Source organism: Rhizorhabdus dicambivorans, from assembly GCF_002355275.1.
GTDB lineage: Bacteria > Pseudomonadota > Alphaproteobacteria > Sphingomonadales > Sphingomonadaceae > Rhizorhabdus > Rhizorhabdus dicambivorans.
Genome location: NZ_CP023449.1, coordinates 3,197,071 through 3,216,945, shown reverse-complemented (window position 1 = coordinate 3,216,945; position 19,875 = coordinate 3,197,071). Strand labels below are relative to the sequence as shown.

23 protein-coding genes are annotated in these 19,875 nt (G+C 66.7%); 11 read left to right on the top strand and 12 right to left on the bottom strand.

Annotated features, from left to right (window positions below; all coding sequences use genetic code 11):
• The first annotated feature begins 108 nt into the window (after positions 1 to 108).
• Together CMV14_RS15205 and CMV14_RS15200 are read left to right on the top strand one after the other, a co-directional pair.
• Positions 109 to 1,632 (top strand): fumarate hydratase, encoded by a 1,524-nt coding sequence (locus tag CMV14_RS15205; protein ID WP_066963153.1) that lies wholly within the window; start codon positions 109 to 111, stop codon positions 1,630 to 1,632.
• A 10-nt stretch (positions 1,633 to 1,642) separates the two neighbouring features.
• Positions 1,643 to 2,707 (top strand): MBL fold metallo-hydrolase, encoded by a 1,065-nt coding sequence (locus CMV14_RS15200; protein ID WP_066963046.1) that lies wholly within the window; start codon positions 1,643 to 1,645, stop codon positions 2,705 to 2,707.
• Positions 2,708 to 2,768: 61 nt separating this feature from the next.
• Here the strand turns inward: CMV14_RS15200 and CMV14_RS15195 are convergent, their stop codons facing one another.
• The 6 genes from CMV14_RS15195 to CMV14_RS15170 form a co-directional block, all read right to left on the bottom strand.
• On the bottom strand, positions 2,769 to 3,056 hold the full coding sequence (locus tag CMV14_RS15195) for a PRC-barrel domain-containing protein (protein WP_066963042.1): 288 nt from the start codon (positions 3,054 to 3,056) through the stop codon (positions 2,769 to 2,771).
• A 174-nt stretch (positions 3,057 to 3,230) separates the two neighbouring features.
• Positions 3,231 to 3,977 (bottom strand): NRDE family protein, encoded by a 747-nt coding sequence (locus tag CMV14_RS15190; protein ID WP_066963040.1) that lies wholly within the window; start codon positions 3,975 to 3,977, stop codon positions 3,231 to 3,233.
• A 4-nt stretch (positions 3,978 to 3,981) separates the two neighbouring features.
• Positions 3,982 to 5,277: an MFS transporter gene (locus CMV14_RS15185; protein ID WP_066963037.1), complete on the bottom strand. Its 1,296-nt coding sequence runs from the start codon at positions 5,275 to 5,277 to the stop codon at positions 3,982 to 3,984.
• A 115-nt stretch (positions 5,278 to 5,392) separates the two neighbouring features.
• Positions 5,393 to 6,202 carry an arylamine N-acetyltransferase family protein gene (locus CMV14_RS15180; protein ID WP_066963033.1) on the bottom strand — a complete coding sequence of 270 codons (810 nt, stop codon included), beginning with the start codon at positions 6,200 to 6,202 and terminating at the stop codon, positions 5,393 to 5,395.
• Entirely contained in the window at positions 6,193 to 6,648 is a 456-nt protein-coding gene (locus CMV14_RS15175; RefSeq protein WP_066963030.1) for a DUF3617 domain-containing protein, read from the bottom strand. The genes CMV14_RS15180 and CMV14_RS15175 overlap by 10 nt, the downstream gene beginning before the upstream one ends.
• Before the next feature lie 52 nt (positions 6,649 to 6,700).
• On the bottom strand, positions 6,701 to 7,543 hold the full coding sequence (locus CMV14_RS15170; protein WP_066963027.1) for a 2OG-Fe(II) oxygenase: 843 nt from the start codon (positions 7,541 to 7,543) through the stop codon (positions 6,701 to 6,703).
• A gap of 56 nt (positions 7,544 to 7,599) precedes the next feature.
• Between CMV14_RS15170 and uvrB the strand changes: the two genes are divergently transcribed.
• The 5 genes from uvrB (at position 7,600) to CMV14_RS15150 (ending at position 12,070) form a co-directional block, all read left to right on the top strand.
• Positions 7,600 to 9,783 carry an excinuclease ABC subunit UvrB gene (gene uvrB, locus CMV14_RS15165; protein ID WP_066963024.1) on the top strand — a complete coding sequence of 728 codons (2,184 nt, stop codon included), beginning with the start codon at positions 7,600 to 7,602 and terminating at the stop codon, positions 9,781 to 9,783.
• 112 nt (positions 9,784 to 9,895) lie between these two features.
• Positions 9,896 to 10,054, top strand: coding sequence for a hypothetical protein (locus tag CMV14_RS26815; protein ID WP_176489046.1), 159 nt, complete (start codon positions 9,896 to 9,898; stop codon positions 10,052 to 10,054).
• A 358-nt stretch (positions 10,055 to 10,412) separates the two neighbouring features.
• Positions 10,413 to 10,844 (top strand): DUF1810 domain-containing protein, encoded by a 432-nt coding sequence (locus CMV14_RS15160; RefSeq protein WP_066963021.1) that lies wholly within the window; start codon positions 10,413 to 10,415, stop codon positions 10,842 to 10,844.
• Positions 10,841 to 11,401 carry a DNA-3-methyladenine glycosylase I gene (locus CMV14_RS15155; protein WP_066963018.1) on the top strand — a complete coding sequence of 187 codons (561 nt, stop codon included), beginning with the start codon at positions 10,841 to 10,843 and terminating at the stop codon, positions 11,399 to 11,401. The genes CMV14_RS15160 and CMV14_RS15155 overlap by 4 nt, the downstream gene beginning before the upstream one ends.
• 57 nt (positions 11,402 to 11,458) lie before the next feature.
• Entirely contained in the window at positions 11,459 to 12,070 is a 612-nt protein-coding gene (locus CMV14_RS15150; protein ID WP_066963016.1) for a DJ-1/PfpI family protein, read from the top strand.
• On the opposite strand, the gene CMV14_RS15145 is transcribed toward CMV14_RS15150, so the two are convergent.
• Positions 12,022 to 12,771: an Npun_F0296 family exosortase-dependent surface protein gene (locus CMV14_RS15145; RefSeq protein WP_066963013.1), complete on the bottom strand. Its 750-nt coding sequence runs from the start codon at positions 12,769 to 12,771 to the stop codon at positions 12,022 to 12,024. The genes CMV14_RS15150 and CMV14_RS15145 overlap by 49 nt on opposite strands.
• 116 nt (positions 12,772 to 12,887) lie before the next feature.
• Here CMV14_RS15145 and CMV14_RS15140 point away from each other — a divergent pair, with 116 nt between their 5' ends.
• The 3 genes from CMV14_RS15140 to CMV14_RS15130 all read left to right on the top strand — a co-directional run bounded on the left by CMV14_RS15140 (position 12,888) and on the right by CMV14_RS15130 (position 15,817).
• Positions 12,888 to 13,322 carry a hypothetical protein gene (locus CMV14_RS15140; protein WP_066963010.1) on the top strand — a complete coding sequence of 145 codons (435 nt, stop codon included), beginning with the start codon at positions 12,888 to 12,890 and terminating at the stop codon, positions 13,320 to 13,322.
• Positions 13,323 to 13,399: 77 nt separating this feature from the next.
• Positions 13,400 to 14,638 (top strand): hypothetical protein, encoded by a 1,239-nt coding sequence (locus tag CMV14_RS15135; RefSeq protein WP_139114706.1) that lies wholly within the window; start codon positions 13,400 to 13,402, stop codon positions 14,636 to 14,638.
• Between the two features lie 57 nt (positions 14,639 to 14,695).
• The gene (locus CMV14_RS15130; protein WP_066963004.1) at positions 14,696 to 15,817 is read left to right on the top strand and encodes a PQQ-dependent sugar dehydrogenase; all 1,122 of its coding nucleotides are present in this window, start codon (positions 14,696 to 14,698) and stop codon (positions 15,815 to 15,817) included.
• On the opposite strand, the gene CMV14_RS15125 is transcribed toward CMV14_RS15130, so the two are convergent.
• Both CMV14_RS15125 and CMV14_RS15120 read right to left on the bottom strand, forming a co-directional pair.
• Positions 15,760 to 16,506 (bottom strand): GNAT family N-acetyltransferase, encoded by a 747-nt coding sequence (locus CMV14_RS15125; protein WP_066963001.1) that lies wholly within the window; start codon positions 16,504 to 16,506, stop codon positions 15,760 to 15,762. The genes CMV14_RS15130 and CMV14_RS15125 overlap by 58 nt on opposite strands.
• 48 nt (positions 16,507 to 16,554) lie before the next feature.
• On the bottom strand, positions 16,555 to 17,346 hold the full coding sequence (locus CMV14_RS15120) for an SDR family NAD(P)-dependent oxidoreductase (protein ID WP_066962998.1): 792 nt from the start codon (positions 17,344 to 17,346) through the stop codon (positions 16,555 to 16,557).
• 96 nt (positions 17,347 to 17,442) lie between these two features.
• Between CMV14_RS15120 and CMV14_RS15115 the strand changes: the two genes are divergently transcribed.
• A complete protein-coding gene (locus tag CMV14_RS15115; protein WP_066962995.1) occupies positions 17,443 to 18,369 on the top strand; it encodes a LysR family transcriptional regulator in 927 nt (308 codons plus the stop codon).
• Here CMV14_RS15115 and CMV14_RS15110 read toward each other — a convergent pair.
• The 3 genes from CMV14_RS15110 to CMV14_RS15100 form a co-directional block, all read right to left on the bottom strand.
• Complete coding sequence (locus tag CMV14_RS15110) at positions 18,364 to 19,017, bottom strand: pyridoxamine 5'-phosphate oxidase family protein (protein WP_066962991.1); 654 nt, start codon at positions 19,015 to 19,017, stop codon at positions 18,364 to 18,366. The two genes, CMV14_RS15115 and CMV14_RS15110, sit on opposite strands and share 6 nt — an antisense overlap.
• Positions 19,018 to 19,331: 314 nt before the next feature.
• On the bottom strand, positions 19,332 to 19,607 hold the full coding sequence (locus CMV14_RS15105) for an HNH endonuclease (protein ID WP_066962988.1): 276 nt from the start codon (positions 19,605 to 19,607) through the stop codon (positions 19,332 to 19,334).
• A 22-nt stretch (positions 19,608 to 19,629) separates the two neighbouring features.
• Positions 19,630 to 19,869 (bottom strand): hypothetical protein, encoded by a 240-nt coding sequence (locus CMV14_RS15100; protein ID WP_066962985.1) that lies wholly within the window; start codon positions 19,867 to 19,869, stop codon positions 19,630 to 19,632.
• Between the last annotated feature and the right edge of the window lie 6 nt (positions 19,870 to 19,875).

The following is a 19,875-nucleotide window of genomic DNA, read 5'->3' as shown; positions in this document are numbered from 1 at the left end:
CGCAGCGTGCAGGCCATGATGGCCACAAGCCTTCATTTTCTGGCTGACCGCTCGGTGCTTCGCGTCTATGCCACCGGCAGTTGGGCAGAGATTTTCGGAGCCGGGGCCATGACCGTCATCATCAAGGAAGCCGATCTGATCGAGAGCGTCGCCGACGCCCTCCAATATATCAGCTATTATCACCCGATGGATTATATCCGCGCGCTGGGCGCCGCCTATGAGGCCGAGCAGGGCCCGGCGGCCAAGGACGCGATCGCGCAGATCCTGACCAACAGCCGGATGTGCGCCGAGGGACACCGCCCGATCTGCCAGGACACCGGCATCGTCACGGTGTTCATCAAATGGGGCCAGCAGTGCATGCTCGATTCGGAGCGCAGCCTGCAGGAGGTCGTCGACGAGGGCGTGCGCCGCGCCTATCTCCACCCCGAGAACAAGCTGCGCGCCTCTATCCTCAGGGATCCCGCCTTCAGCCGGGTCAACACCAAGGACAACACCCCCTCGGTGATGAATGTCGAGATGGTGCCGGGCCATCATGTCGAGGTCGCGGTCGCGGCCAAGGGCGGCGGTTCGGAGAACAAGTCGAAATTCGCCATGCTCAACCCGAGCGAGTCGATCGTCGACTGGGTGATCGAGCAGATCCCGAAAATGGGCGCCGGCTGGTGCCCGCCGGGCATGCTCGGCATCGGTATCGGCGGCACCGCCGAAAAGGCGATGACGATGGCCAAGGAGTCGCTGATGGGCGACATCGACATGGCCCAGCTCAAGCAGCGCGGACCGCAGAACGATATCGAGCGCCTGCGCATCGAGATATTTGACAAGGTCAACGCGCTCGGCATCGGCGCGCAGGGGCTGGGCGGCCTCGCCACCATCCTCGACGTCAAGATCATGGATTATCCGACCCATGCCGCGTCGAAGCCGATCGCGATGATCCCGAACTGCGCCGCGACCCGCCACGCGCATTTTCACCTCGACGGATCGGGCCCGGCCTTCCTGGAGCCGCCGAGCCTCGACGAATGGCCGAAGGTCGAATGGACCCCGTCCAAGGAGGCGATCAAGGTCGATCTCGACAGCCTGACCCCCGAACAGGTGGCGAGCTGGAAGCCGGGCGACCGGCTGCTGCTCAACGGCAAGATGCTCACCGGCCGCGACGCCGCGCACAAGCGCATCCAGGACATGCTGGCCAAGGGCGAGGAGCTGCCCGTCGATTTCAAGGGCCGGGTGATCTATTATGTCGGCCCGGTCGATCCGGTGCGCGACGAGGTTGTCGGACCGGCCGGCCCGACCACCGCGACCCGCATGGACAAGTTCACCGGCATGATGCTGGAGAAGACCGGCCTTATCGCGATGGTCGGCAAGGCCGAGCGCGGCCCGGTGGCGATCGAGGCGATCAAGCAGCACAAGGCGGCCTATCTCATGGCGGTCGGCGGCGCCGCCTATCTGGTCGCCCGCGCGATCAAGGGCGCGAAGGTCGTCGGCTTCGCCGATCTGGGCATGGAGGCGATCTACGAGTTCGATGTGAAGGACATGCCCGTCACCGTAGCGGTCGATGCGACCGGCGAGAGCGTCCACCACACCGCCCCGCTGGTGTGGCGCGAGAAGATCGCGCGCGAGAAGCTGCTCGAGAACGCCTGATCCGCATTCCATGAAGAGGGCAGCCATCGCCGTCGCCTTTCTGGTGCTGGCTTTGGCTGCCCTCTGGTGGGCCCGGCCGCTCTATCTCGACCGCATCTATTATCGCGGGCCGGTGAGCACGCATTTCGACGGGCAGCGTTTCTTCAACCCCGACCGGGTCCAGGAAAGCGGCGTCCCACGAAAGATCGGCCTCAAGCGCCTGTGGCAGGCGGCGACCGGGCAGCGTGACGCGGGCTGGCCGGAGGTGATCCCGGTCCGCCAGACGCGTCCGCCCGCACGGGTGGATGGCGGCGCGATGCGGGTGACCTGGATCGGCCACGCGACCGTGCTGGTCCAGACCCAGGGGCTCAACATCCTGACCGATCCGATCTGGTCGGACGTCGCGGGTCCGTGGAACCGGGTGGGCCCGCGTCGGGTGCGGGCACCGGGGGTGCGCTTCGAGGATCTGCCGAAGATCGACCTCGTCCTGGTCAGCCACAATCATTACGACCATATGGACCTGCCTACGCTGGCAAGGCTGTGGGCGCGGGACCGGCCGCTGATCGTCACCAGCCTCGGCAATGACACGATTCTGGAAAGCCGTGGGATTTCCGCCGAGGCTCGCGACTGGGACGGGGTGGTATCCGTCCGGCCCGGCGTCTCGGTGATCGTCGAGCGCGTCCATCATTGGGGATCGCGCTGGATCGAGGATCGCAACCGCGCGCTATGGAGCGGCTTTACCGTCACCCTGCCGGGTGGCAACATCTTCTTCGCGGGCGATGCCGGCTGGGGTGACGGAAGTTGGCCAAGGCTTGCCGCGCGACACGGGCCCTTCCGTCTCGCGATCCTGCCGATCGGCGCCTATCATCCGCGCGAGATATTCGGCAGCAACCATATCGATCCGGCCCAGGCCGTCACGGTTTTCAAGGTGCTAGGCGCCGGTCATGCGCTCGGCATTCACTGGGGCACCTTCCGGCTTACGGAGGAGGCGGCGGATCGGCCGCCGGCGGAACTGGCCGCCCGGCGGAGGGAGGCCGGCATCGCCCCCGACCGCTTCATCAGCACCGCGCCGGGGCAGGCGCTGACCATCCCCTGATAAAAAGACGCCGCGCTGCCGTCGAAACGGCGCGCGGCGCATGGGGGGGGGAGGGTGGCTCTTACTTGAGCTTGGCGACGTCCGCGCTCGACAGGCTGGTCGTCAGGCCCTTTTCGGCCGGGGTCAGCGTCGATGCGGAAATGCGGATGATGCGCGAATCGCGGATGATCTGGACCGCAGTGACCGCGCCGTCCTTCTTGTCGAGATCATAGATGCGGCCCACGCGCTTGCCGTCGGCGCTGGTGACCAGCATGCCGGTCTTGATCGCGGGGGCTTCAGCCTGCGCGAAGACGGCCGCCGGGATCGCAAGCGCCGACAAGATGGCGGCGCGAATCATTGTAGAACGCATCAATGGAGTCTCCAATAGTGAGGATACATACATTAAGCCGTGCAGTGTTACATGCGCAAGTCCGTAAAGCCCCCGGATGCGCGTCCGCGAGACGATTTCTTCACCAGTTCGCTTGAAATCCGTCGCGCATCACGCATGCGATCGGTGGCGGGGGGCGCAGATGACCAGCTCCGGTCAATCTTTCCAGCGGAACTCCAGCTCCGAGTCGCCGCTGTGCCGGGCCTCGGAATCGAAGCGGCGTTCGATGAACCGACCCCGGCCGTTACGTTCGATCGCAACCACCGAACTGCACCGCGTTCCGTATCGGCGATCGCGGATGAAGATCGGGCTGTGGTTCGGCTCGGGCATGTCGGAGGGCGTGTCGGGATCGACCCCGATGTCGGGCAGCACCTCCTCGCGCAGGCCGTCGAGCAGCAGGGCGGGATTCTCGGCGGCGCCCGTCAGCCATTCGAGCAGGATCGACTTGAGCCGCAAGGTCTTCGGCCAGGGTTCGTCCAGCGTGCCGTTCGACAGGCCGTAGAGGCCGGGGGCCAGATCGGTGCGCAGCGCCGCCGGCCGGTTCGACAGGAAGCGCGCGCGCCAGCTGTCGAGGGCGATCAGGTTCACCGGATTATAGGCCTCTATCGCGATCCCGTCCGGGTCCGCCCCCGCCAGCAGGTCGGTAACCAGCGCGCCGCGCGAGGGCCGGTGGGGCTCCGGCCCGCCATGGCCGCGCAGGTTGGTGACGACGGCGAAGCGGCCGGCTTCCGACACGCCCATCCAGGTTCCGCCCGACTGGAGGTCGCGTCCGGCGATCAGCGAGGGATCATCATCCCACCGCGCGAGCGGTGCTGCGGGGCGGGCATGATATTCGTCGCGATTGCCGGCGACGACCAGCCCCCAGCGCGGATGCGCGTTCCAGGCGAGGGCGAGCACGCACATCGGATCAGGCGCCGCGCTTCGGCCTTCCGCCCGGCCAGCGGGTCTCGGGCACGAACAGGGTGGTGACCAGCGCCACGGCCATACAGCCGGTGACATACCAGAAGAAGGCGGCTTCCACGCCCTCGCTCTTGAACCACAAGGCCACCGACTCCGCGGTGCCGCCGAAGATCGCCTGGCTGAGCGCATAGGGCAGGCCCACGCCCAGCGCGCGTACGTGCGGAGGGAACAGTTCGGCCTTCACCACCGCACTGGTGGCGCTGGATCCCGAGATGATCAGATAGGCGACGCAGAGCAGCAGGAAAGCCTCGAACATGCCGGTCGCCGCGCCCAGCGCGGTGAACAGCGGCACGGTGGCGATCACCCCGCCGATCCAGCACCAGTAGAGCAGCGGCTTGCGGCCGATCTTGTCTGACAGCGCACCCAGCATCGGCTGGATGATGATGTAGAAGATCAACGCGCCCGAGCAGATCAGCGATGCCTGGTCCTTGGCGAAGCCCGCGCTCGCGACCAGATATTTCTGCATATAGGTGGTGAAGGCGTAGAAGCTGACATTGCTGCCGATCGACAGGCCGAACACCAGCGCGAACTGCTTGGGCCGTTCGCGCAGCAGGGTGAGGAGGCCGCCCTTGCGGCGCTCGCCTGAGGATTCCTCGATGAAGTCGGGGGTCTCGTCGATCCCGCGCCGCAGCCAGAATACGCTGATCGCCAGCACCGCGCCGGTGGCGAAGGCGAAGCGCCAGCCCCAGGCTTCCAGCTGCGCCTCGGTGAGGAAGAAGAATTGTAGGGTGACGAGCAACGCCAGCGCGAGCAGCTGGCCGGCGATCAGCGTCACATATTGAAAGCTGGACCAGAAGCCGCGCCTGTCCGGCGGGGCGATCTCGGTGAGGTAGGTCGCGGCGGTGCCGAACTCGCCGCCCAAGCTCAGGCCTTGCGCCATGCGCGCGAAGGTGAGCAGCAGCGGCGCCCAGATGCCGATCGCGGCATAGGTGGGCACGCAGGTGATGATCAGCGATCCCGCGCACATCAGGGTGATCGACCAGGTCAGCGCGGTCTTGCGGCCATAGCGGTCGGCCAGGATGCCGAGCAGCCAGCCGCCCAGCGGCCGCATCAGGAAGCCGATCGCGAAGACCACGCTGGTGGCGAGGAGCTGCGCAGTCGCGTCGCCCTCTGGAAAGAAGCTCTTGGCGAAATAGAGCGAGAAGGCCGAGTAGATATACCAGTCATACCACTCGACCAGATTGCCGAGCGATCCGCCGACCACCGAGCGGACGGGGTTGCGGGGTTGGGTGGTGGAACTCATTTCGCGTCGCCCCGGCGGAGGCCGGGGCCGTAAGAGGGGGTGCGGTGAACCTGTAGCAGGAACCCGTGGCGCCCCCGGCCTCCGCCGGGGCGACGTGGAGGGGACGAGTTCGGTTTCAATACAGCCCCAGTCCCATCACCTCGACTTCGTCGAGGATGATCCCGAACACGAAGTTGAGTCGCAGCCGGTAGGCCTTGGCGCTCTCGATATCCGCCTCGACATGCTGGTCGCCATTGCGGCGGCTATAGTGGCGGTCGGTCAGCGCGGCGAGGCCCGAGGGCAGGCACAGGCTGACCACCGAGAGGCTGGTGAAGCGGGTATCGGGCCGCGTCGCGGTCCAATGGTTCGACAGTTCGAGGTCGGCGGGCACCACCTGATCGAGGGTGAAGCTGTACTGCGCTTCCCAATCGGCGTCGGGCGCGGCGCGCCGCTCGAGCAGCCAGCCGAGGTCGTCCGACTGGAGCAGCCGGAAATGGGCGCCGTCCGGCGATGTCCCTTCCGCGCCGTCCGCCAGCGGCATTGGCGGCGTGTAGCTGCCGCCGAAGCCGGCATCGGCGATCCACGGCCGGCCCTCGATGGTGACGAGGTTGAGCGTGTGGGTGCGCGGCGGGACGTCGGCGGTGAACAGCCACACCCGGGCGAGCAGGGGGCGGGCATCGAAGCCCATCGCCGCCAGGGCGCGCAGGAACAGCTGGTTCTGTTCGAAGCAATAGCCGCCGCGCCGCCGCACGACGAGCTTGTCGAAGACATGATCGGGATCGAGGCTGATCCCGCGCCCCAGCCTGATGTCGAGATTCTCGAACGGAATGCTCAGCCGATGGGCGCGCTGGATGGTGTGGAGGCCGGCTGCGTCGGCGTCCGGCGCGAGCTTCAGTCCGATCCGCGTGAGATAGGCGTCGAGGTCGAGGGACGGCGTTACCGGCATGTCGGCGCGACGCGCTTGCCCGTGCCGGCGGTGACGATCCTGACCGGCTTGCCCTCCTTGGTGCCGGTCGACAGCGTCGAGATCGAATAGCTGTCGGCGGTATAGCTGCCCTTCGATGCGACCAGCAGCCCTTCGGGGAAGCGCTTGTTCACGCAGAAGGTGTCGTAGACGAGCTTGCCCTCGGCCATAGAGAAGCGGCGCAGCTTGCAAACCGCGGCATCGTCCTGGGTCAGCAGCGCCTCGGGATGGGTGGTGAGCTGGGCAGCGGCGTGGCAGCTTTTGCGGGTCTGCTTGCCGGTGAACAGCTTGACCACCCATTGCGGGATGCCCGGCACGTCGGCACTGATCGTGTTGGTCTCATGCTGCCAGCGGCCGGGGGCGAAGCCATCGGCGAGCGCGGGAGCGGCGGTCGTCAGCAGGATGGCGGCAATTGTTGTGCGGATCATCAGGCCTCGTCTCCGATATCGTGGCAAACCCTTAGCGTGGGATAGGTACGGTTCAAGCCCGGAACGGGTTGAGCCGCCGGGCGAAATGCTGGAGCCGGCGCGGTACCCAGTCCTGTACGAAATGGTCGAAGGCGACCTCGCGGTCGGGCCGGTCGGCGCTGCCGGGGCGGGGGCGGAAGCGGGTGGTGCGTGGGAGGGCGGCATCGGCCCCCTCGGGCAGCGCGGTGTAATAATAGGTCGCGATCGAGCGGCGGCTGCGATCGGGCGGGCAGGCCAGTGGCTCGGGATGGCCGTGATAGCTGTCGGCATCGGTGTTGAAGATCACCGCTCGGCCGAGCAGCGGGGCCACCTTCACGCGGGCGGCGATCATGTCGCGGTCCCATAGTTCCAGATCGCCACCCCACGCCGCCGGCCAGTCGGCGTTGAGGTAGATCAGCAGATTCAGCCGCCGCTCGACCTTCATCCGGGGGTGGAGGTTGAAATCGGCATGGACAGAGAGATGCCCGCCCGCGCAGGTCTCATGCAGGCCGCCGCCCAGATACCAGGGATCGGGGATCAACCCCTCGATGCCGGTCAGCGCCTCCAGGAAGGACAGGAAGGCGCCGCCGTTCAGTTCGGCCAGCAGGTGCCGCAGCCCCGCATCGGCGATATCATCGGGAGCGAACTGATATTTGAACCGTTCCTGGTCGCGGTCGAAGAAGCGCTTGCCCGTCCGGTCGGGAAAGCCCGGCAACAGTGAAGCGAGGAGGGCGGGATCGATCAGTTCGTCGATCACCGCATGGGGAAAGGGATCGGCCGCCGCATAGCGGCCCGCGAGGCTCGCGCCCGCCGCGCGGCATTGCCCGGTATCGAAGGCGGGCAGGCCGCCGCGATCGTGCAGCGCGAGCAGGCTCATGGACGGAGAAGATAAAAGGTGAACATCCGCATCCTCTATCCTACATATGCTTTGCCATGACCATCCAGATCCGCACCACGCTCGACGAACCCGATACCGGCCAGAGCTTCGTTCCCCATCGCCCCCAGCGGCCGGAGAAGACCGAAGGCGGCAAGGCGTTCAGGCTGGTATCCGATTACGAACCTTCGGGCGACCAGCCGACCGCGATCGCCGAACTGGTGGCGCAGGCCGAGGCGGGCGAGCGCGATCAGGTGCTGCTGGGGGTCACCGGATCGGGCAAGACCTTCACCATGGCCAAGGTGGTCGAGAAGCTCCAGCGCCCCGCGCTGGTGCTGGCGCCCAACAAGATACTGGCCGCCCAGCTCTATGGCGAGTTCAAGCAGTTCTTCCCCGACAATGCGGTGGAATTCTTCGTCAGCTATTACGACTATTACCAGCCCGAGGCCTATGTGCCTCGGTCGGATACCTACATCGAGAAGGAAAGCTCGGTGAACGAGGCGATCGACCGGATGCGCCACTCGGCGACCCGATCGCTGCTGGAGCGCGACGACGTGCTGATCGTCGCCTCGGTGTCCTGCCTTTACGGCATCGGCTCGGTCGAAACCTATTCGGCGATGATCTTCGATCTGAAGAAGGGCGACACCGTCGACCAGCGCGAGATCATCCGCAAGCTGGTGGCGCTCCAGTACAAACGCAACGACGCCGCCTTCGCGCGCGGCAATTTCCGGGTGCGCGGCGACAATCTGGAGATATTCCCGTCGCATTATGAGGACAGCGCCTGGCGCATCGCCTTCTTCGGCGACGAGATCGAGCAGATCACCGAATTCGATCCGCTGACCGGCAAGACCTCGGCCAGCCTCGACCATGTCCGCGTCTTCGCCAATTCGCACTATGTGACGCCGGGCCCGACGATGAAGCAGGCGATGGAGGCGATCAAATTCGAGCTGTCCGAACGGCTCAAGGAATTGCAGGCCGAGGGCCGGTTGCTGGAGGCGCAGCGGCTGGAGCAGCGCACCAATTTCGACCTGGAGATGATCGCCGCGACCGGCAGCTGCGCCGGCATCGAGAATTATTCGCGCTTCCTGACCGGGCGCCTGCCCGGCGAGCCGCCGCCGACGCTGTTCGAATATCTGCCCGAGAACGCGCTGCTATTCGTCGACGAGAGCCATCAGACGATCGGGCAGGTCAACGGCATGGCGCGGGGCGACCATCGCCGCAAGATCACCCTGGCCGAATATGGCTTCCGCCTGCCGTCCTGCATCGACAACCGTCCGCTGCGTTTCAACGAGTGGGAGGTGATGCGGCCCCAGACCGTCTATGTCTCGGCGACGCCGGGCGGCTGGGAGATGGAGCAGACCGGCGGCGTCTTCGTCGAACAGGTGATCCGCCCGACAGGGCTGATCGATCCCCCGGTCGAGGTGCGCCCGATCGAGAGCCAAGTCGACGATCTCGTCTTCGAGGTGCGCGAGACCGCGAAGAAGGGCTATCGCAGCCTCGTCACCACACTCACCAAGCGTATGGCCGAGGACCTGACCGAATATCTCCACGAGGCGGGGATCAAGGTTCGCTACATGCATTCGGACGTGGAGACGCTGGAGCGTATCGAGCTGATCCGCGATCTGAGGCTGGGCGTCTATGACGTACTGGTGGGCATCAACCTGCTGCGCGAGGGGCTCGACATCCCCGAATGCGGGCTGGTCGCGATCCTCGATGCCGACAAGGAAGGGTTCCTGCGCTCCGAAACCTCGCTGATCCAGACGATCGGCCGCGCCGCGCGCAATGTCGACGGGCGCGTGATCCTTTATGCGGACCGCATCACCGGCTCGATGGAGCGGGCGATGGCGGAGACGTCGCGGCGGCGCGAGAAGCAGCAGGCCTATAATGAGGAACATGGCATCACGCCCGAGACGATCCGGCGCAACATCACCGATATCGTCGGCCATCTCGCCTCGCGTGATCAGGTGACGGTCGATACCGGCATCGAGGAACGGCCGCATATGGTCGGCCATAATCTGCGCGCCTATATCGAGGATCTCGAGCGCAAAATGCGCGCCGCCGCCGCCGATCTGGAATTCGAGGAGGCGGGCCGGCTGCGCGACGAGATACGCAAGCTGGAGCAGGAGGAACTGGGCCTGCCGGTCGAGCAGCATGCCGCGCCGGTGAAGAACCACAGCAGCAGCGGCAAGCCCGGCACCCGCACCACCAAATACAGCAAGATGCGCGCCGCGCGGCGCCGCTGATATTCCCTTAGGGAACCTGCCGGAATCGCGGAACTTTTTTTGATGCACGACGATCGTTTCGGGCATATATTGGCCAAGCCTCCAATGGGGTTCAACAGGGAGGGAAGGGCATATGCACGAGCGTACCCGTGCGCCGGAAAGGTCCCGGCAGGCGCTACCGACTTCCGAAGCGTGGCATGAGTTGAGTCGCTTCGTCACCGCTACCAAGACCGGCAGCGTCCGGCGGCCGGGCGCGCCCGGCGATGGCGACAATGGCGATCGTAGCGGCTGAGGGCTGAACTCAAGCCCCTCGTCACGCCGAACTTGGGCGGTTCATCCGGTGGTCGATTGACGCCATTCCCGTGAAGGCGGCAATCCATGGCCCGGGCCCGCCCCACCATTGTCATCCTCGCGGATGCGGGGATCCATAGCCCTTCCGCCAAGAGGCTCGAGCTTCAGGGAATATGGATTCCCGCCTGCGCGGGAATGACGAGAATGGACCAGCTGACGACACGCCCAAGTTCAACATGGACGCCGCCGCTTCTCCTCTCCAGCCCACTTGATAAGTTCCCTATTTGTTCTATGACGCTTTCTGTCATGTTCGGGGGATATTCAGGCGCATGTGGCTAGGGGACGAGGCAGGAGCAGTGATGATCGACCCTTTCGACCTCGATCGTTTCGTCGTGGCGCAGGAGGCCAGCCATGAAGGCGCGCTGGCCGAGATTCGCCGGGGGCGGAAACGCAGCCACTGGATGTGGTTCATCTTCCCCCAGCTTGCCGGGCTGGGGCGCAGTCCGACGGCGCAGCATTATGCGATCCGCTCGCTGGAGGAGGCGCGGGGCTATCTTGCCCATCCCGTGCTCGGTGCCCGGCTGCGTAGCTGCGTCGAAGCGTTGCAGGACCTGGAGCAGGGCACTGCGGATGGCGTGTTCGGGGAGGTCGATGCGATGAAGCTGCGCTCCTCGCTCACCCTGTTCGAGGCGGCGAGCGGGGAGCGGCTGTTCGCCGCCGCGCTCGAACGCTGGTTCGACGGGTGTCGCGACGCGGCGACGCTGCGGCTGCTGGGGAAGGAGGCGGCATGAACGGGATCAGGCGCTGCGGCTGGGCCGACCATGATCCGCTGATGGCGGCCTATCATGATGCCGAATGGGGCGTGCCCGAACGCGATCCCCGGATGCTGTGGGAAACGCTGATGCTGGAGGGGTTCCAGGCGGGACTGAGCTGGATCGTCGTGCTGCGCAAGCGCGAAGGGTTTCGCAAGGCGTTCGCAGGCTTCGATCCGGAACAGGTGGCGCGCTTCGGCGAAACCGACGTCGAGCGGCTGATGGGCGATCCCGGCATCGTCCGCGCCCGCGCCAAGATCGAGGCGACGATCGCGGGTGCGCGCCTCTATCTGGCGATGCGCGATCGCGGCGAGGATTTCGCCGATTATGCGTGGAGCTTCACCGGCGGTGCGCCGATCGTCGGCGATGGCTGCCATGTCCCGGCCAGCACCCCCTTATCGGAGCGCATATCGAAGGACATGAAGAAGCGCGGCTTCAAATTCGTCGGGCCGACGATCGTCTATGCCTGGATGCAGGCGGTGGGCATCGTCGACGATCATGCCGCCGATTGCTTCCGGCGGCAGGGGGCAGGGTGACAATATAGCGCGATTGTCCGGATTGCCGCGCCGTGCCGTGCGTGCTGTGTTCCGGCCATGCAGATCGCGATACTCACCTTCGACGGCTTCAACGAAATCGACAGCTTCATCGCCTCGTCGATCCTCAACCGGATGCGTCCCAAAGGCTGGATGGCGCATATCGCCTCGCCCAGCGACATGGCGACGTCGATGAACGGCGTCACCGTCCAGCGGCAGAAGCCGCTGGAGTTCGCCGCGCAGGCGGATGCGGTGGTGATCGGCAGCGGCATCCGCAGCCGCGAGATCGCCGCCGACCCGGCGATGCTGGAGCGGATCGGGCTTGATCCCGGCCGCCAGCTGATCGCCGCGCAATGTTCGGGAACCCTGCTGCTGGCGAAGCTGGGGCTGATCGGCAGCCTGCCGGCCTGCACCGATCTGACGACGAAGCCCTGGGTGGTGGAGGCGGGTGTCGAGGTGATCGACGCGCCCTTTGTCGCGCACGGCAATGTCGCGACGGCGGGCGGGTGCCTGGCGTCCGCCTATCTCGCCGCCTGGCTGATCGCGTGCGGCAGCGGGATCGAGGACGCGGCGGCGGCGCTCCATTATGTCGCGCCGGTCGGCGAGAAGCAGGCCTGGGTCGATCACGCCCGGGGCGTGGTCGGGCCGTTCGTGAGGGCACGGGCTGCCTGATACGTCGACCCCCTGGCCCGGTTTCGCAGCAGCGCACCGATCAGGCCGAAGCCGACCAGCATCATCGCCCAGGTCGCGGGTTCCGGCGCCGTGATCGGCACGGAGCTGGTGCCAACCGTCAGATTGTCGAACTCGAAGCCCCCGCCTCCATTCTGGATCAGCTGGACCCTGTTGAAGGCGCTGTCGCTCTGGAAATTGAAGAAGGCATATAGCTCACCGCCATTTCCGCCCCCGAACGGATTGCCGGCATAGGCGCTGCCGAAGCCGGGGGCGTTCTGCAGAGTCGACTGCAGGGCGAAGCTGCCCAGCAGGTTATCGCCATCGTAGAGCGCGACGGTGTTGTTGCCGTCGAGCGCGGATCCCCACAGTCCGAAATAATTGACGCTCTGTGACAGCTGGATCGTCGCCGGATCGCCATTGACGGTGCCGAACATGCCGGTGCCGCCCGCGCCGCCATAGACATTGGCATTGCCGATATTGACGAAGCCGCTGGTGGTGGTCCCTGTGATAGACGAACCCGCGAAGCTGACCGTGGACAGGCCATTGGCGGCATTGTCGAGATTGGCGACCGAGAAATTATAGCCGGGCAGGTTCGCAGTGGCAGAGCCCCCCGCGTTCACCGACACCAGCACCGCCGCCCGCGCAGGCATCGCCGCCAGGCCCGCGATTGCCGCCAGGGCGATCACCGCTTTCCCAATCATACGCCACATCCTGTACCGGCGCGCGCGCCGCGCCAAAGGGGGAATATCAGATCGGTGGCGCTCGTCCTAGGGCAGGAGGCGGTGGCTTACGACTAAAGTCCTGCTATAGCGCGCGCATGAACCTGGTCGATTTCGATGTCTGGGTGGGCAAGACGCTGTTCGTGCCGCCGATCATCAAGCTCTGTCAGATCACGCGGCAGAGCCAATATGCCGTATCGCGGCTGCTGTGGTTCGTCACCGCGCTCGATCAGCTGCGAATCGCGACGTCGCTGACCTCGCAGATCATCGCCGGGCTGTTCAGCCTGTTCATGATGTTCACCGCCTCCTTCCGCGCCGACATGCCGGCCTTCAGCATGCGCTGGTTCCGGATGTTCGCGCTCGCCTTCCTCGTGCTGGACGTGGCGGCGGGATTGATCGGCAATGACTGGAAGGGGGTCGAAATCTGGCTGTTCGTGCTGTTCGCCGAATATGCCGCGACGATCACCAATATCCCGCCGGCCGAGAACAGGGAGAAATCCCGCGCCCTGCGCCAGGGAGAGGCGCGGCGCTGATCCCCGCGCCGGTTTGACGCCCATCGCTTTGCCTGTATTAGTTGTGTAATACGGATGCGGAGGCGATGATGCGGTCGATGAAGCGGGGAAGCGTGCTGCTGGCGGCGCTGATGCTGGCGGCGCCGGCCATCGCCGCCGATCCGGCGAGGATCGACCTGCCGGCGGTGATCGCCGCGAACAGCCGGCCCTTCGCCTATGATGGCGGATCGGCGCTGACCGGGCCGGGCGCGGTCTTCCTGGAGGGGGCGACGGCCGAGGCCCAGTTCGTGCTGCTGGGCGAGGATCATTATTGGCGGGAGACGCCGCTGTTCGCGGCGGCGCTCTATCGCATGCTGCATGGCCGCCACGGCTTTCGCCACCTCGTCGTCGAGCAGGATCGCTATGCGATGGAGGATGTGCTGGCGCCGGAGCGTCGCGGCGACGCGGTGGAGATCGGCCGCTATGTCGGCCGCTATCCGGGGTCCTTCGAGTTCGGATCGGATCAGGATATCGAGCTGCTGGCGCTCGCGGGCCGGCTCGACAAGGGGCCGATGGCGATCTGCGGCGTCGAGCAGGCGGTCGGCGTGCCGCGCTATCTGGAGGAGTTGATCCGCATCGCGCCGAAGCCGGCGGTGCGCGCCGAGCTCGAGGCATTGCTCGCGCTCGCGCGCAAGCTGGACGGCGAGCCGACCTACAGCGTCAATTTCCTGATCGCACCGGGCATGACCGAGCGGCTGGAGCGGCTGCGCGCCGCCTATGGCGCCAGGCCGGGATCACGCGCCGACGAGATGCTGCTGGGGCTGGTCCGATCGTCCGAGATATTCGGCTATTATCGCCGCGCCGAGGCGGGTGAGCCGGTCGGCCTCTACAACAATACGGTGCGGGAGACGTGGCTCAAGCGGCTGTTCCTGCGCTGCTACCACCGCATGGCGGCGGGCGGGAAGCTCCCCAGAGCGATGTTCAAATTCGGCGCCAATCACATGTTCCATGGCAAGAACCCGACCCAGGCCTTCCCGATCGGCAACCTCGCCCATGAATTCGCCATCGCCAACGGGCGCGAGGGCTATGGGGTGATGATCGTGCCGCTGGCCGCCGGCAAGGGCTATGGCGATACGCCGCCCGAGCTGCGGGTGATGCTCCCGGCCGAACCGCCGACGGTGCCGACGGTGATCGACCTGCGCCCGCTTCGCCCGCTGCAGCGCCAGCTTCGCGTCGGGCTCAAGGATCTGGAGGCGGTGGCGTTCCGCGAGATCGTCCATGGCTTCGACGCGATCGTGCTGCTGCCCGGCGAGGCGCCCGCGACGATGAAGCTGAGCGGGCTCAAGCCGATCGGCTGAGCGGGAAACCCGCCAGCGCCATGCGGCGTTGAAGCAAGCGAAACAGGAGATTCGATCATGCATCCTCTCGCAAGCGCCTTCGCGCTGCTGGTCGCGTTGCCGGCCGTCGCGCCTGCCGCACAGGCGCCGATCACCGGCGAGCGGCCTTCCGCCGCCAAGCCCTTCAAGGCGGCCGAGGTGGCGAGCTTCGACAGCCCCTGGGCGCTGGCCTTTCTGCCCGATGGGCGGATGCTTGTCACCGAAAAGACCGGGCGGATGCTGCTGCTGTCGGCCGATGGCCGTCAGCGCACCGCCGTCACGGGCGTTCCGGAGGTCAATGCGAGCGGGCAGGGCGCGCTCGGCGAGGTGGTGGCGCACCCCGATTTTGCCGCCAACGGGCAGGTCTATTTCAGCTATTCGGCGCCGGGCTCGCCCAATGCGATCGTGCTGGCACGGGGCAGGCTGGTGGGCGGTGCCGATGGGGCGCGGCTCGACGATGTCACGACCCTCTATCGCGCCCATCCGGACAGGAGCGGCGGCCATTATGCCGGGCGCATCGCCTTTTCGCCCGACGGCCACCTCTTCTTCTCGATGGGAGAGCGCCAGAAATTCACGCCCGCGCAGGAGCCGGACGGCGTGCTGGGCAAGATCGTCCGGCTGACGATGGACGGCAGGCCCGCGCCGGGAAATCCACTGGCTGCCAAGAGCTTCGACCCGGCGATATGGAGCTATGGGCACCGCAACCCGCTCGGCCTCGCCTTCGACGGCAAGGGGCGGCTGTGGGATGCCGAGATGGGGCCCAAGGGCGGCGACGAGGTGAATCTCATCCTGCCGGGCCGCAACTATGGCTGGCCGCTGGTCTCGAACGGCGATCATTATGACGGCAAGCCGATCCCCGACCATCCGACCCGCCCCGATCTCGAAGCGCCCAGGGTCAGCTGGAATCCGTCGATCTCGCCATCGAGCCTGCTCGTCTATTCGGGTGGCCTCTTCCCGAAATGGCGCGGCAAGGCGCTGGTCGGTGCACTGTCGGGCAAGGCGCTGATCCTGGTGGCGCTCGGCGATGACGGCGCGCGGGAGGAAGCCCGCTACGATATGGGGCAGCGCATCCGCGCCGTCGATCAGGGCCCGGACGGTGCCGTTTACGTGTTGGAGGACGGCAAGGGTGGTCGGTTGCTGAAGCTGTCGCCCGCGTCCTGATCGGCCCGCCGCAGCACCATCACCGACACTTCGGTCCGAATGCGGAAGCCAAGCGATTCATAGAGCCGGATCGCGCCCCCATTGCTGGCATAGGCATGGAGGAAGGGCGTCTCGCCGCGCGCCGCGATGCGGTGGGCGACGATGGTGGAAAGCAGGCCGGCCAGACCACGGCCCCGGAAATCGGGATGGGTGCAGACCCCGCTGACCTCGGTGAAACCGTCGGGCTTGAGCCGTTCGCCGGTCATCGCCGCCAGCCGCCCGTCGATCCTGACCCCGATGAAGCCGCCGAACAAATGGGTGTTGGCCAGGAAGGGGCCAGGCTCGGTCAGCGTCGCCAGTGCCAGCATCTCGGCGGCGTCGGCATCCCCCAAGGCGATCACCCGGTCGTCGGCGACCGGGGCCGGCAGGGTCCCGGCGACCATCTGGACGCCGAGCGCCTGCTTCTCCACCACGGCGCCGGGCGGTACGGCGATTGTCCCGGCCTCCAGCGCCACCGCGTCGCGATCGGCGGAGAGCAGCGCGGCAAGCGCGGCAAGAGCTTCAGGGCTATCGTCGCGTGACGCCGCGAACGGGCTGATATCCGCACGGTAGCGCCGCGCCAGCCGGTCGCCCGATGCCAGCCCCGCCTGCCGGCCGCACAGCGCATTCCAGATCGGGCGATCGAGCGGGTGGGGAGGCGGGGCGGGCACGGCGATCCGATAGCATGATCGAGCGGCCCGCCGGAAGTCGCCAGCCGTTCAGGCGATGTGGTTGACGAGCCCGCCTTCGGCCCGCAGCGCGGCGCCGTTGGTTGCCGACGAGCGCGGGCTGGCGACATAGGCGACGAGATCGGCGACCTCGGCGGGGTCGAGCATGCGCTGGATCAGCGACGATGCGCGCGCCGTGGCGAAGAACTCGGTTTCCAACTGTTCCACCGGGGCATCGGGGTCGCTGGCCTGGCTCCGCAGGAAGTCGACGATGCCGGCGGCTCTGGTGGGCCCGGGCAACACCGAATTGACGGTGACGCGGGTCCCGCGGGTGAGTTGGGCAAGGCCGCGCGCGACGGCGAGCTGCGCCGTCTTGGTCATACCGTAATGGATCATGTCGGGGGGGATCATCAGGCCGGACTCGCTGGCGATGAAGATGATCCGGCCCCAGTCGCGGTCGAGCATGCCCTGGAGATAGGCGCGCGACAGGCGTACCCCGCTCATCACATTGACGTCGAACAGACGGGTCCAGTCCTCATCGGCGATATCGGCGAAGGATTTGCTCTCATAGATGCCGAGATTGTTGACGAGTATGTCGACCGTCGGCGCGGCGGCGGCGATCGCGTTCGCCCCTTCGGCGGTGGCGGCGTCGGCAGCAATGCCGCGGACGGCATTGCCGCCCGAGGCCCGGATATCGGCGATCGCCGCGTCGAGCCTGGCCTGGTCACGCCCGGTGATCGTCACATGGGCGCCCTCCCGGGCCAGGGCGCGGGCAATCTCCAGGCCGATGCCGGCGGTGCCGCCGGTGACGAGGGCGGTCTTGTCGGTAAGCTGCAGGTCCATGTCGTCCTCCGATCCTTGGTTGACCGCTATCTAGCTATTGGCGGACAGCCAGACTATTTCCTGAAAAATGAAATCAGCTGTGAATAGGGTTCATCAATGTCGCGCATCCAGATGGAACGGTCGGGCGAGATGGAAGTGTTTGCGCGGGTCGTGCAGGAAGGCGGCTTCTCGGCCGCCGCGCGCACGCTGGACCTCACCCCCTCTGCCGTCAGCAAGCTCATCGCCCGGCTGGAGGATAGGCTCGGCGCGCGCCTGCTGCTGCGCACCACCCGCGCGCTGACCCTCACCGAGGAAGGGGAGGCCTATCATCACGCGGCGTTGCGTATCCTGCGCGACATCGACGATGCCGACCAGCAGATCGGCGGGGGAACGGTGCGGGGCCGGTTGCGGGTGAGCGCCTCCATTCCGTTCGGCCGCATGTATGTCGCGCCGGCCATTCCCGCCTTTCTCGAGCGCCATCCGGGCTTGAGGGTGGATTTCAGCCTGACCGACGATGTCATCGATCTTCTCGCCCAGCGCACCGATATCGCGATCCGGATGGGGACCCTGCCCGACAGCAACCTCATCGCCCGCAAGCTGGGCGAGAGTCGCCGGATCGTCTGCGCCGCGCCGGCCTATCTGGAGCGGTGCGGCGTGCCGCGCACGCCCCGTGATCTGGAAAGCCATGAATGCCTGAGCTTCACCTTCCGTCGGGATCGCCCGAGCTGGCCCTTCCGGGTCGATGGCCGCGACGTGCAGCAGCCCGTGTCGGGGCGTCTGCTCGTCAACAACGGAGACACGCTGCGCCAGATGGCGATAGAAGGGGTGGGCATCGCGCGGACCGGCCAGTTCCACGTCGTCGAGCATATCGCCGCAGGCCGGCTGGTTCCGCTGCTCGAAGACTATAATCCCGGCGACCTGGAGCCGATCCACGCCGTCTACACGGCGGGCGGGCCGGTGCCGCATCGGGTGCGGGCGTTCATCGATCATCTCACGGAGACCTTCGCGCAGGGCCCGCTGGCCGCCGCGGCCCGGCCGTTATGACGTGGTCAGCCGATCGGTGACATCCGGTGCCTGTCGCCCGGCCGCCTCGGTCGTCGGATCTGGCACCGGCGTGTCGAAGCCGATCCGAAACGGCACCACGCCGGCCCAGACATTATCGGCCATGTCCTCCTCGTCGTCGATCGGCGCGCCCGTGCGGATCTTCACCGAGGCCTCGTCGAGCGGCATCCACAGGATGCGGGTCGCCTTCAGCTCCTGTTCGGAGACCGGGCGAAGCGCGTCCCAGCGTCCGGGATAGAGCGTGTCCATCATCGCCCTGAGCCGCGCCAGCTTCTCGCTGTCGCCGGTCACGAGTCTCGCGGTGCCGAAGATCATTGCCGAACGGTAGTTGGCCGAATGGTGGAAGGCCGATCGGGCCAGCACCAGCCCGTCGATATGGGTGACGGTCAGGCAGACCTCCAGGTCCTGGCTAGCCTTCAGCGCGCGGCTGGCGCTGGAACCGTGCCAGTAGATCGCGTCGCCCTCGCGCCAGTACAGCGTCGGCGTCACCACCGGATAGCCGTCGAAGGCGTAGCCGACATGGCAGATCATGCCTGCGTCGAGCACGGCGTGGAGCGTTGCGCGATCATAGGCGGCGCGCTCGTGGACGCGCTTGACGCGCGTCCGCGCGCTCGGCGGCGAGGATGACATGAACGGGACCCCCTGGATGTATCTGTCGCCGTGACGCCCCGCCCTGGAGGACGGCGGGGCGGGGCACGGATCAAGCACAAACCGCCCCCGATATGCGCGGAATTGTGCCCTGGGGCATGTATAGTTGATTTGCGGCGGGATCGCGAGCCCGAAAGGGGACCCGCCGGGCCGTGGTTCCGGCGGGTCGCCACTCTCCAGAGCCGAGGGTAGAGGGGGGCTTTCCGGCTCGGGTGCAGAACCATCCTGAGGGGCGGTGGTTCCTCTGTGCGCACATGCACATAAGGCGGGGTTTCGGGGCGTGGGATCGAGCCGGTCTAGCGTCGGCGCGCGCCATGGGTGGGGGCGTGGAAATCGGGCGGCTTGTCCGCGACCCAGGCGAGGAAACGGGCGATGTCGGGCCGGTCGCGCAGGGCGTGCGGCCCGGTGGGAAGGCGCGCCAGCTGGGCATTGTCCAGATGGGCGTGGATGGTGCGGTGGCAGATCGGATGGACCGCCACCGTCTCGCGGCCGCCCCGGCTTTTCGGAACCGGATGGTGCCATTCGATCCGCCGGCCGAGCGGGCGGCCGCAGAGCCAGCAGCCATCTTCCATCGGATCGCGCTCCCTTTTCAGCTCAGGGTATCGCCAGGCTGCTCAACTCGCGCGGGGTGATCCCATAGGTGGCGCAGATATGATCGCGCAGCGCCCGCTTCGCCAGCGCCATCTCCGCATAGGCGGTTTCCTCAGCCTCCTCGGCGGCGGCGTTCACCGTGCTCGCGTCGGGGACCAGAGCCTCCCAGTGCGACGCATGCCGGCGGGCCGCGTCGCGCATCGCATCCACCAGCCTGCGGCCCTCCTCGATCGTCGTTGTCATGCCGGT

Bases quoted from the DNA above. Each gene is read 5' to 3' on its own strand.
- CMV14_RS15205 (WP_066963153.1), top strand. From the start codon at position 109: ATGACCGTCATCATCAAGGAAGCCGATCTGATCGAGAGCGTCGCCGAC.
- CMV14_RS15200 (WP_066963046.1), top strand. From the start codon at position 1,643: ATGAAGAGGGCAGCCATCGCCGTCGCCTTTCTGGTGCTGGCTTTGGCT.
- CMV14_RS15195 (WP_066963042.1), bottom strand. From the start codon at position 3,056: ATGCGTTCTACAATGATTCGCGCCGCCATCTTGTCGGCGCTTGCGATC.
- CMV14_RS15190 (WP_066963040.1), bottom strand. From the start codon at position 3,977: ATGTGCGTGCTCGCCCTCGCCTGGAACGCGCATCCGCGCTGGGGGCTG.
- CMV14_RS15185 (WP_066963037.1), bottom strand. From the start codon at position 5,277: ATGAGTTCCACCACCCAACCCCGCAACCCCGTCCGCTCGGTGGTCGGC.
- CMV14_RS15180 (WP_066963033.1), bottom strand. From the start codon at position 6,202: ATGCCGGTAACGCCGTCCCTCGACCTCGACGCCTATCTCACGCGGATC.
- CMV14_RS15175 (WP_066963030.1), bottom strand. From the start codon at position 6,648: ATGATCCGCACAACAATTGCCGCCATCCTGCTGACGACCGCCGCTCCC.
- CMV14_RS15170 (WP_066963027.1), bottom strand. From the start codon at position 7,543: ATGAGCCTGCTCGCGCTGCACGATCGCGGCGGCCTGCCCGCCTTCGAT.
- uvrB (WP_066963024.1), top strand. From the start codon at position 7,600: ATGACCATCCAGATCCGCACCACGCTCGACGAACCCGATACCGGCCAG.
- CMV14_RS26815 (WP_176489046.1), top strand. From the start codon at position 9,896: ATGCACGAGCGTACCCGTGCGCCGGAAAGGTCCCGGCAGGCGCTACCG.
- CMV14_RS15160 (WP_066963021.1), top strand. From the start codon at position 10,413: ATGATCGACCCTTTCGACCTCGATCGTTTCGTCGTGGCGCAGGAGGCC.
- CMV14_RS15155 (WP_066963018.1), top strand. From the start codon at position 10,841: ATGAACGGGATCAGGCGCTGCGGCTGGGCCGACCATGATCCGCTGATG.
- CMV14_RS15150 (WP_066963016.1), top strand. From the start codon at position 11,459: ATGCAGATCGCGATACTCACCTTCGACGGCTTCAACGAAATCGACAGC.
- CMV14_RS15145 (WP_066963013.1), bottom strand. From the start codon at position 12,771: ATGATTGGGAAAGCGGTGATCGCCCTGGCGGCAATCGCGGGCCTGGCG.
- CMV14_RS15140 (WP_066963010.1), top strand. From the start codon at position 12,888: ATGAACCTGGTCGATTTCGATGTCTGGGTGGGCAAGACGCTGTTCGTG.
- CMV14_RS15135 (WP_139114706.1), top strand. From the start codon at position 13,400: ATGAAGCGGGGAAGCGTGCTGCTGGCGGCGCTGATGCTGGCGGCGCCG.
- CMV14_RS15130 (WP_066963004.1), top strand. From the start codon at position 14,696: ATGCATCCTCTCGCAAGCGCCTTCGCGCTGCTGGTCGCGTTGCCGGCC.
- CMV14_RS15120 (WP_066962998.1), bottom strand. From the start codon at position 17,346: ATGGACCTGCAGCTTACCGACAAGACCGCCCTCGTCACCGGCGGCACC.
- CMV14_RS15115 (WP_066962995.1), top strand. From the start codon at position 17,443: ATGTCGCGCATCCAGATGGAACGGTCGGGCGAGATGGAAGTGTTTGCG.
- CMV14_RS15110 (WP_066962991.1), bottom strand. From the start codon at position 19,017: ATGTCATCCTCGCCGCCGAGCGCGCGGACGCGCGTCAAGCGCGTCCAC.
- CMV14_RS15105 (WP_066962988.1), bottom strand. From the start codon at position 19,607: ATGGAAGATGGCTGCTGGCTCTGCGGCCGCCCGCTCGGCCGGCGGATC.
- CMV14_RS15100 (WP_066962985.1), bottom strand. From the start codon at position 19,869: ATGACAACGACGATCGAGGAGGGCCGCAGGCTGGTGGATGCGATGCGC.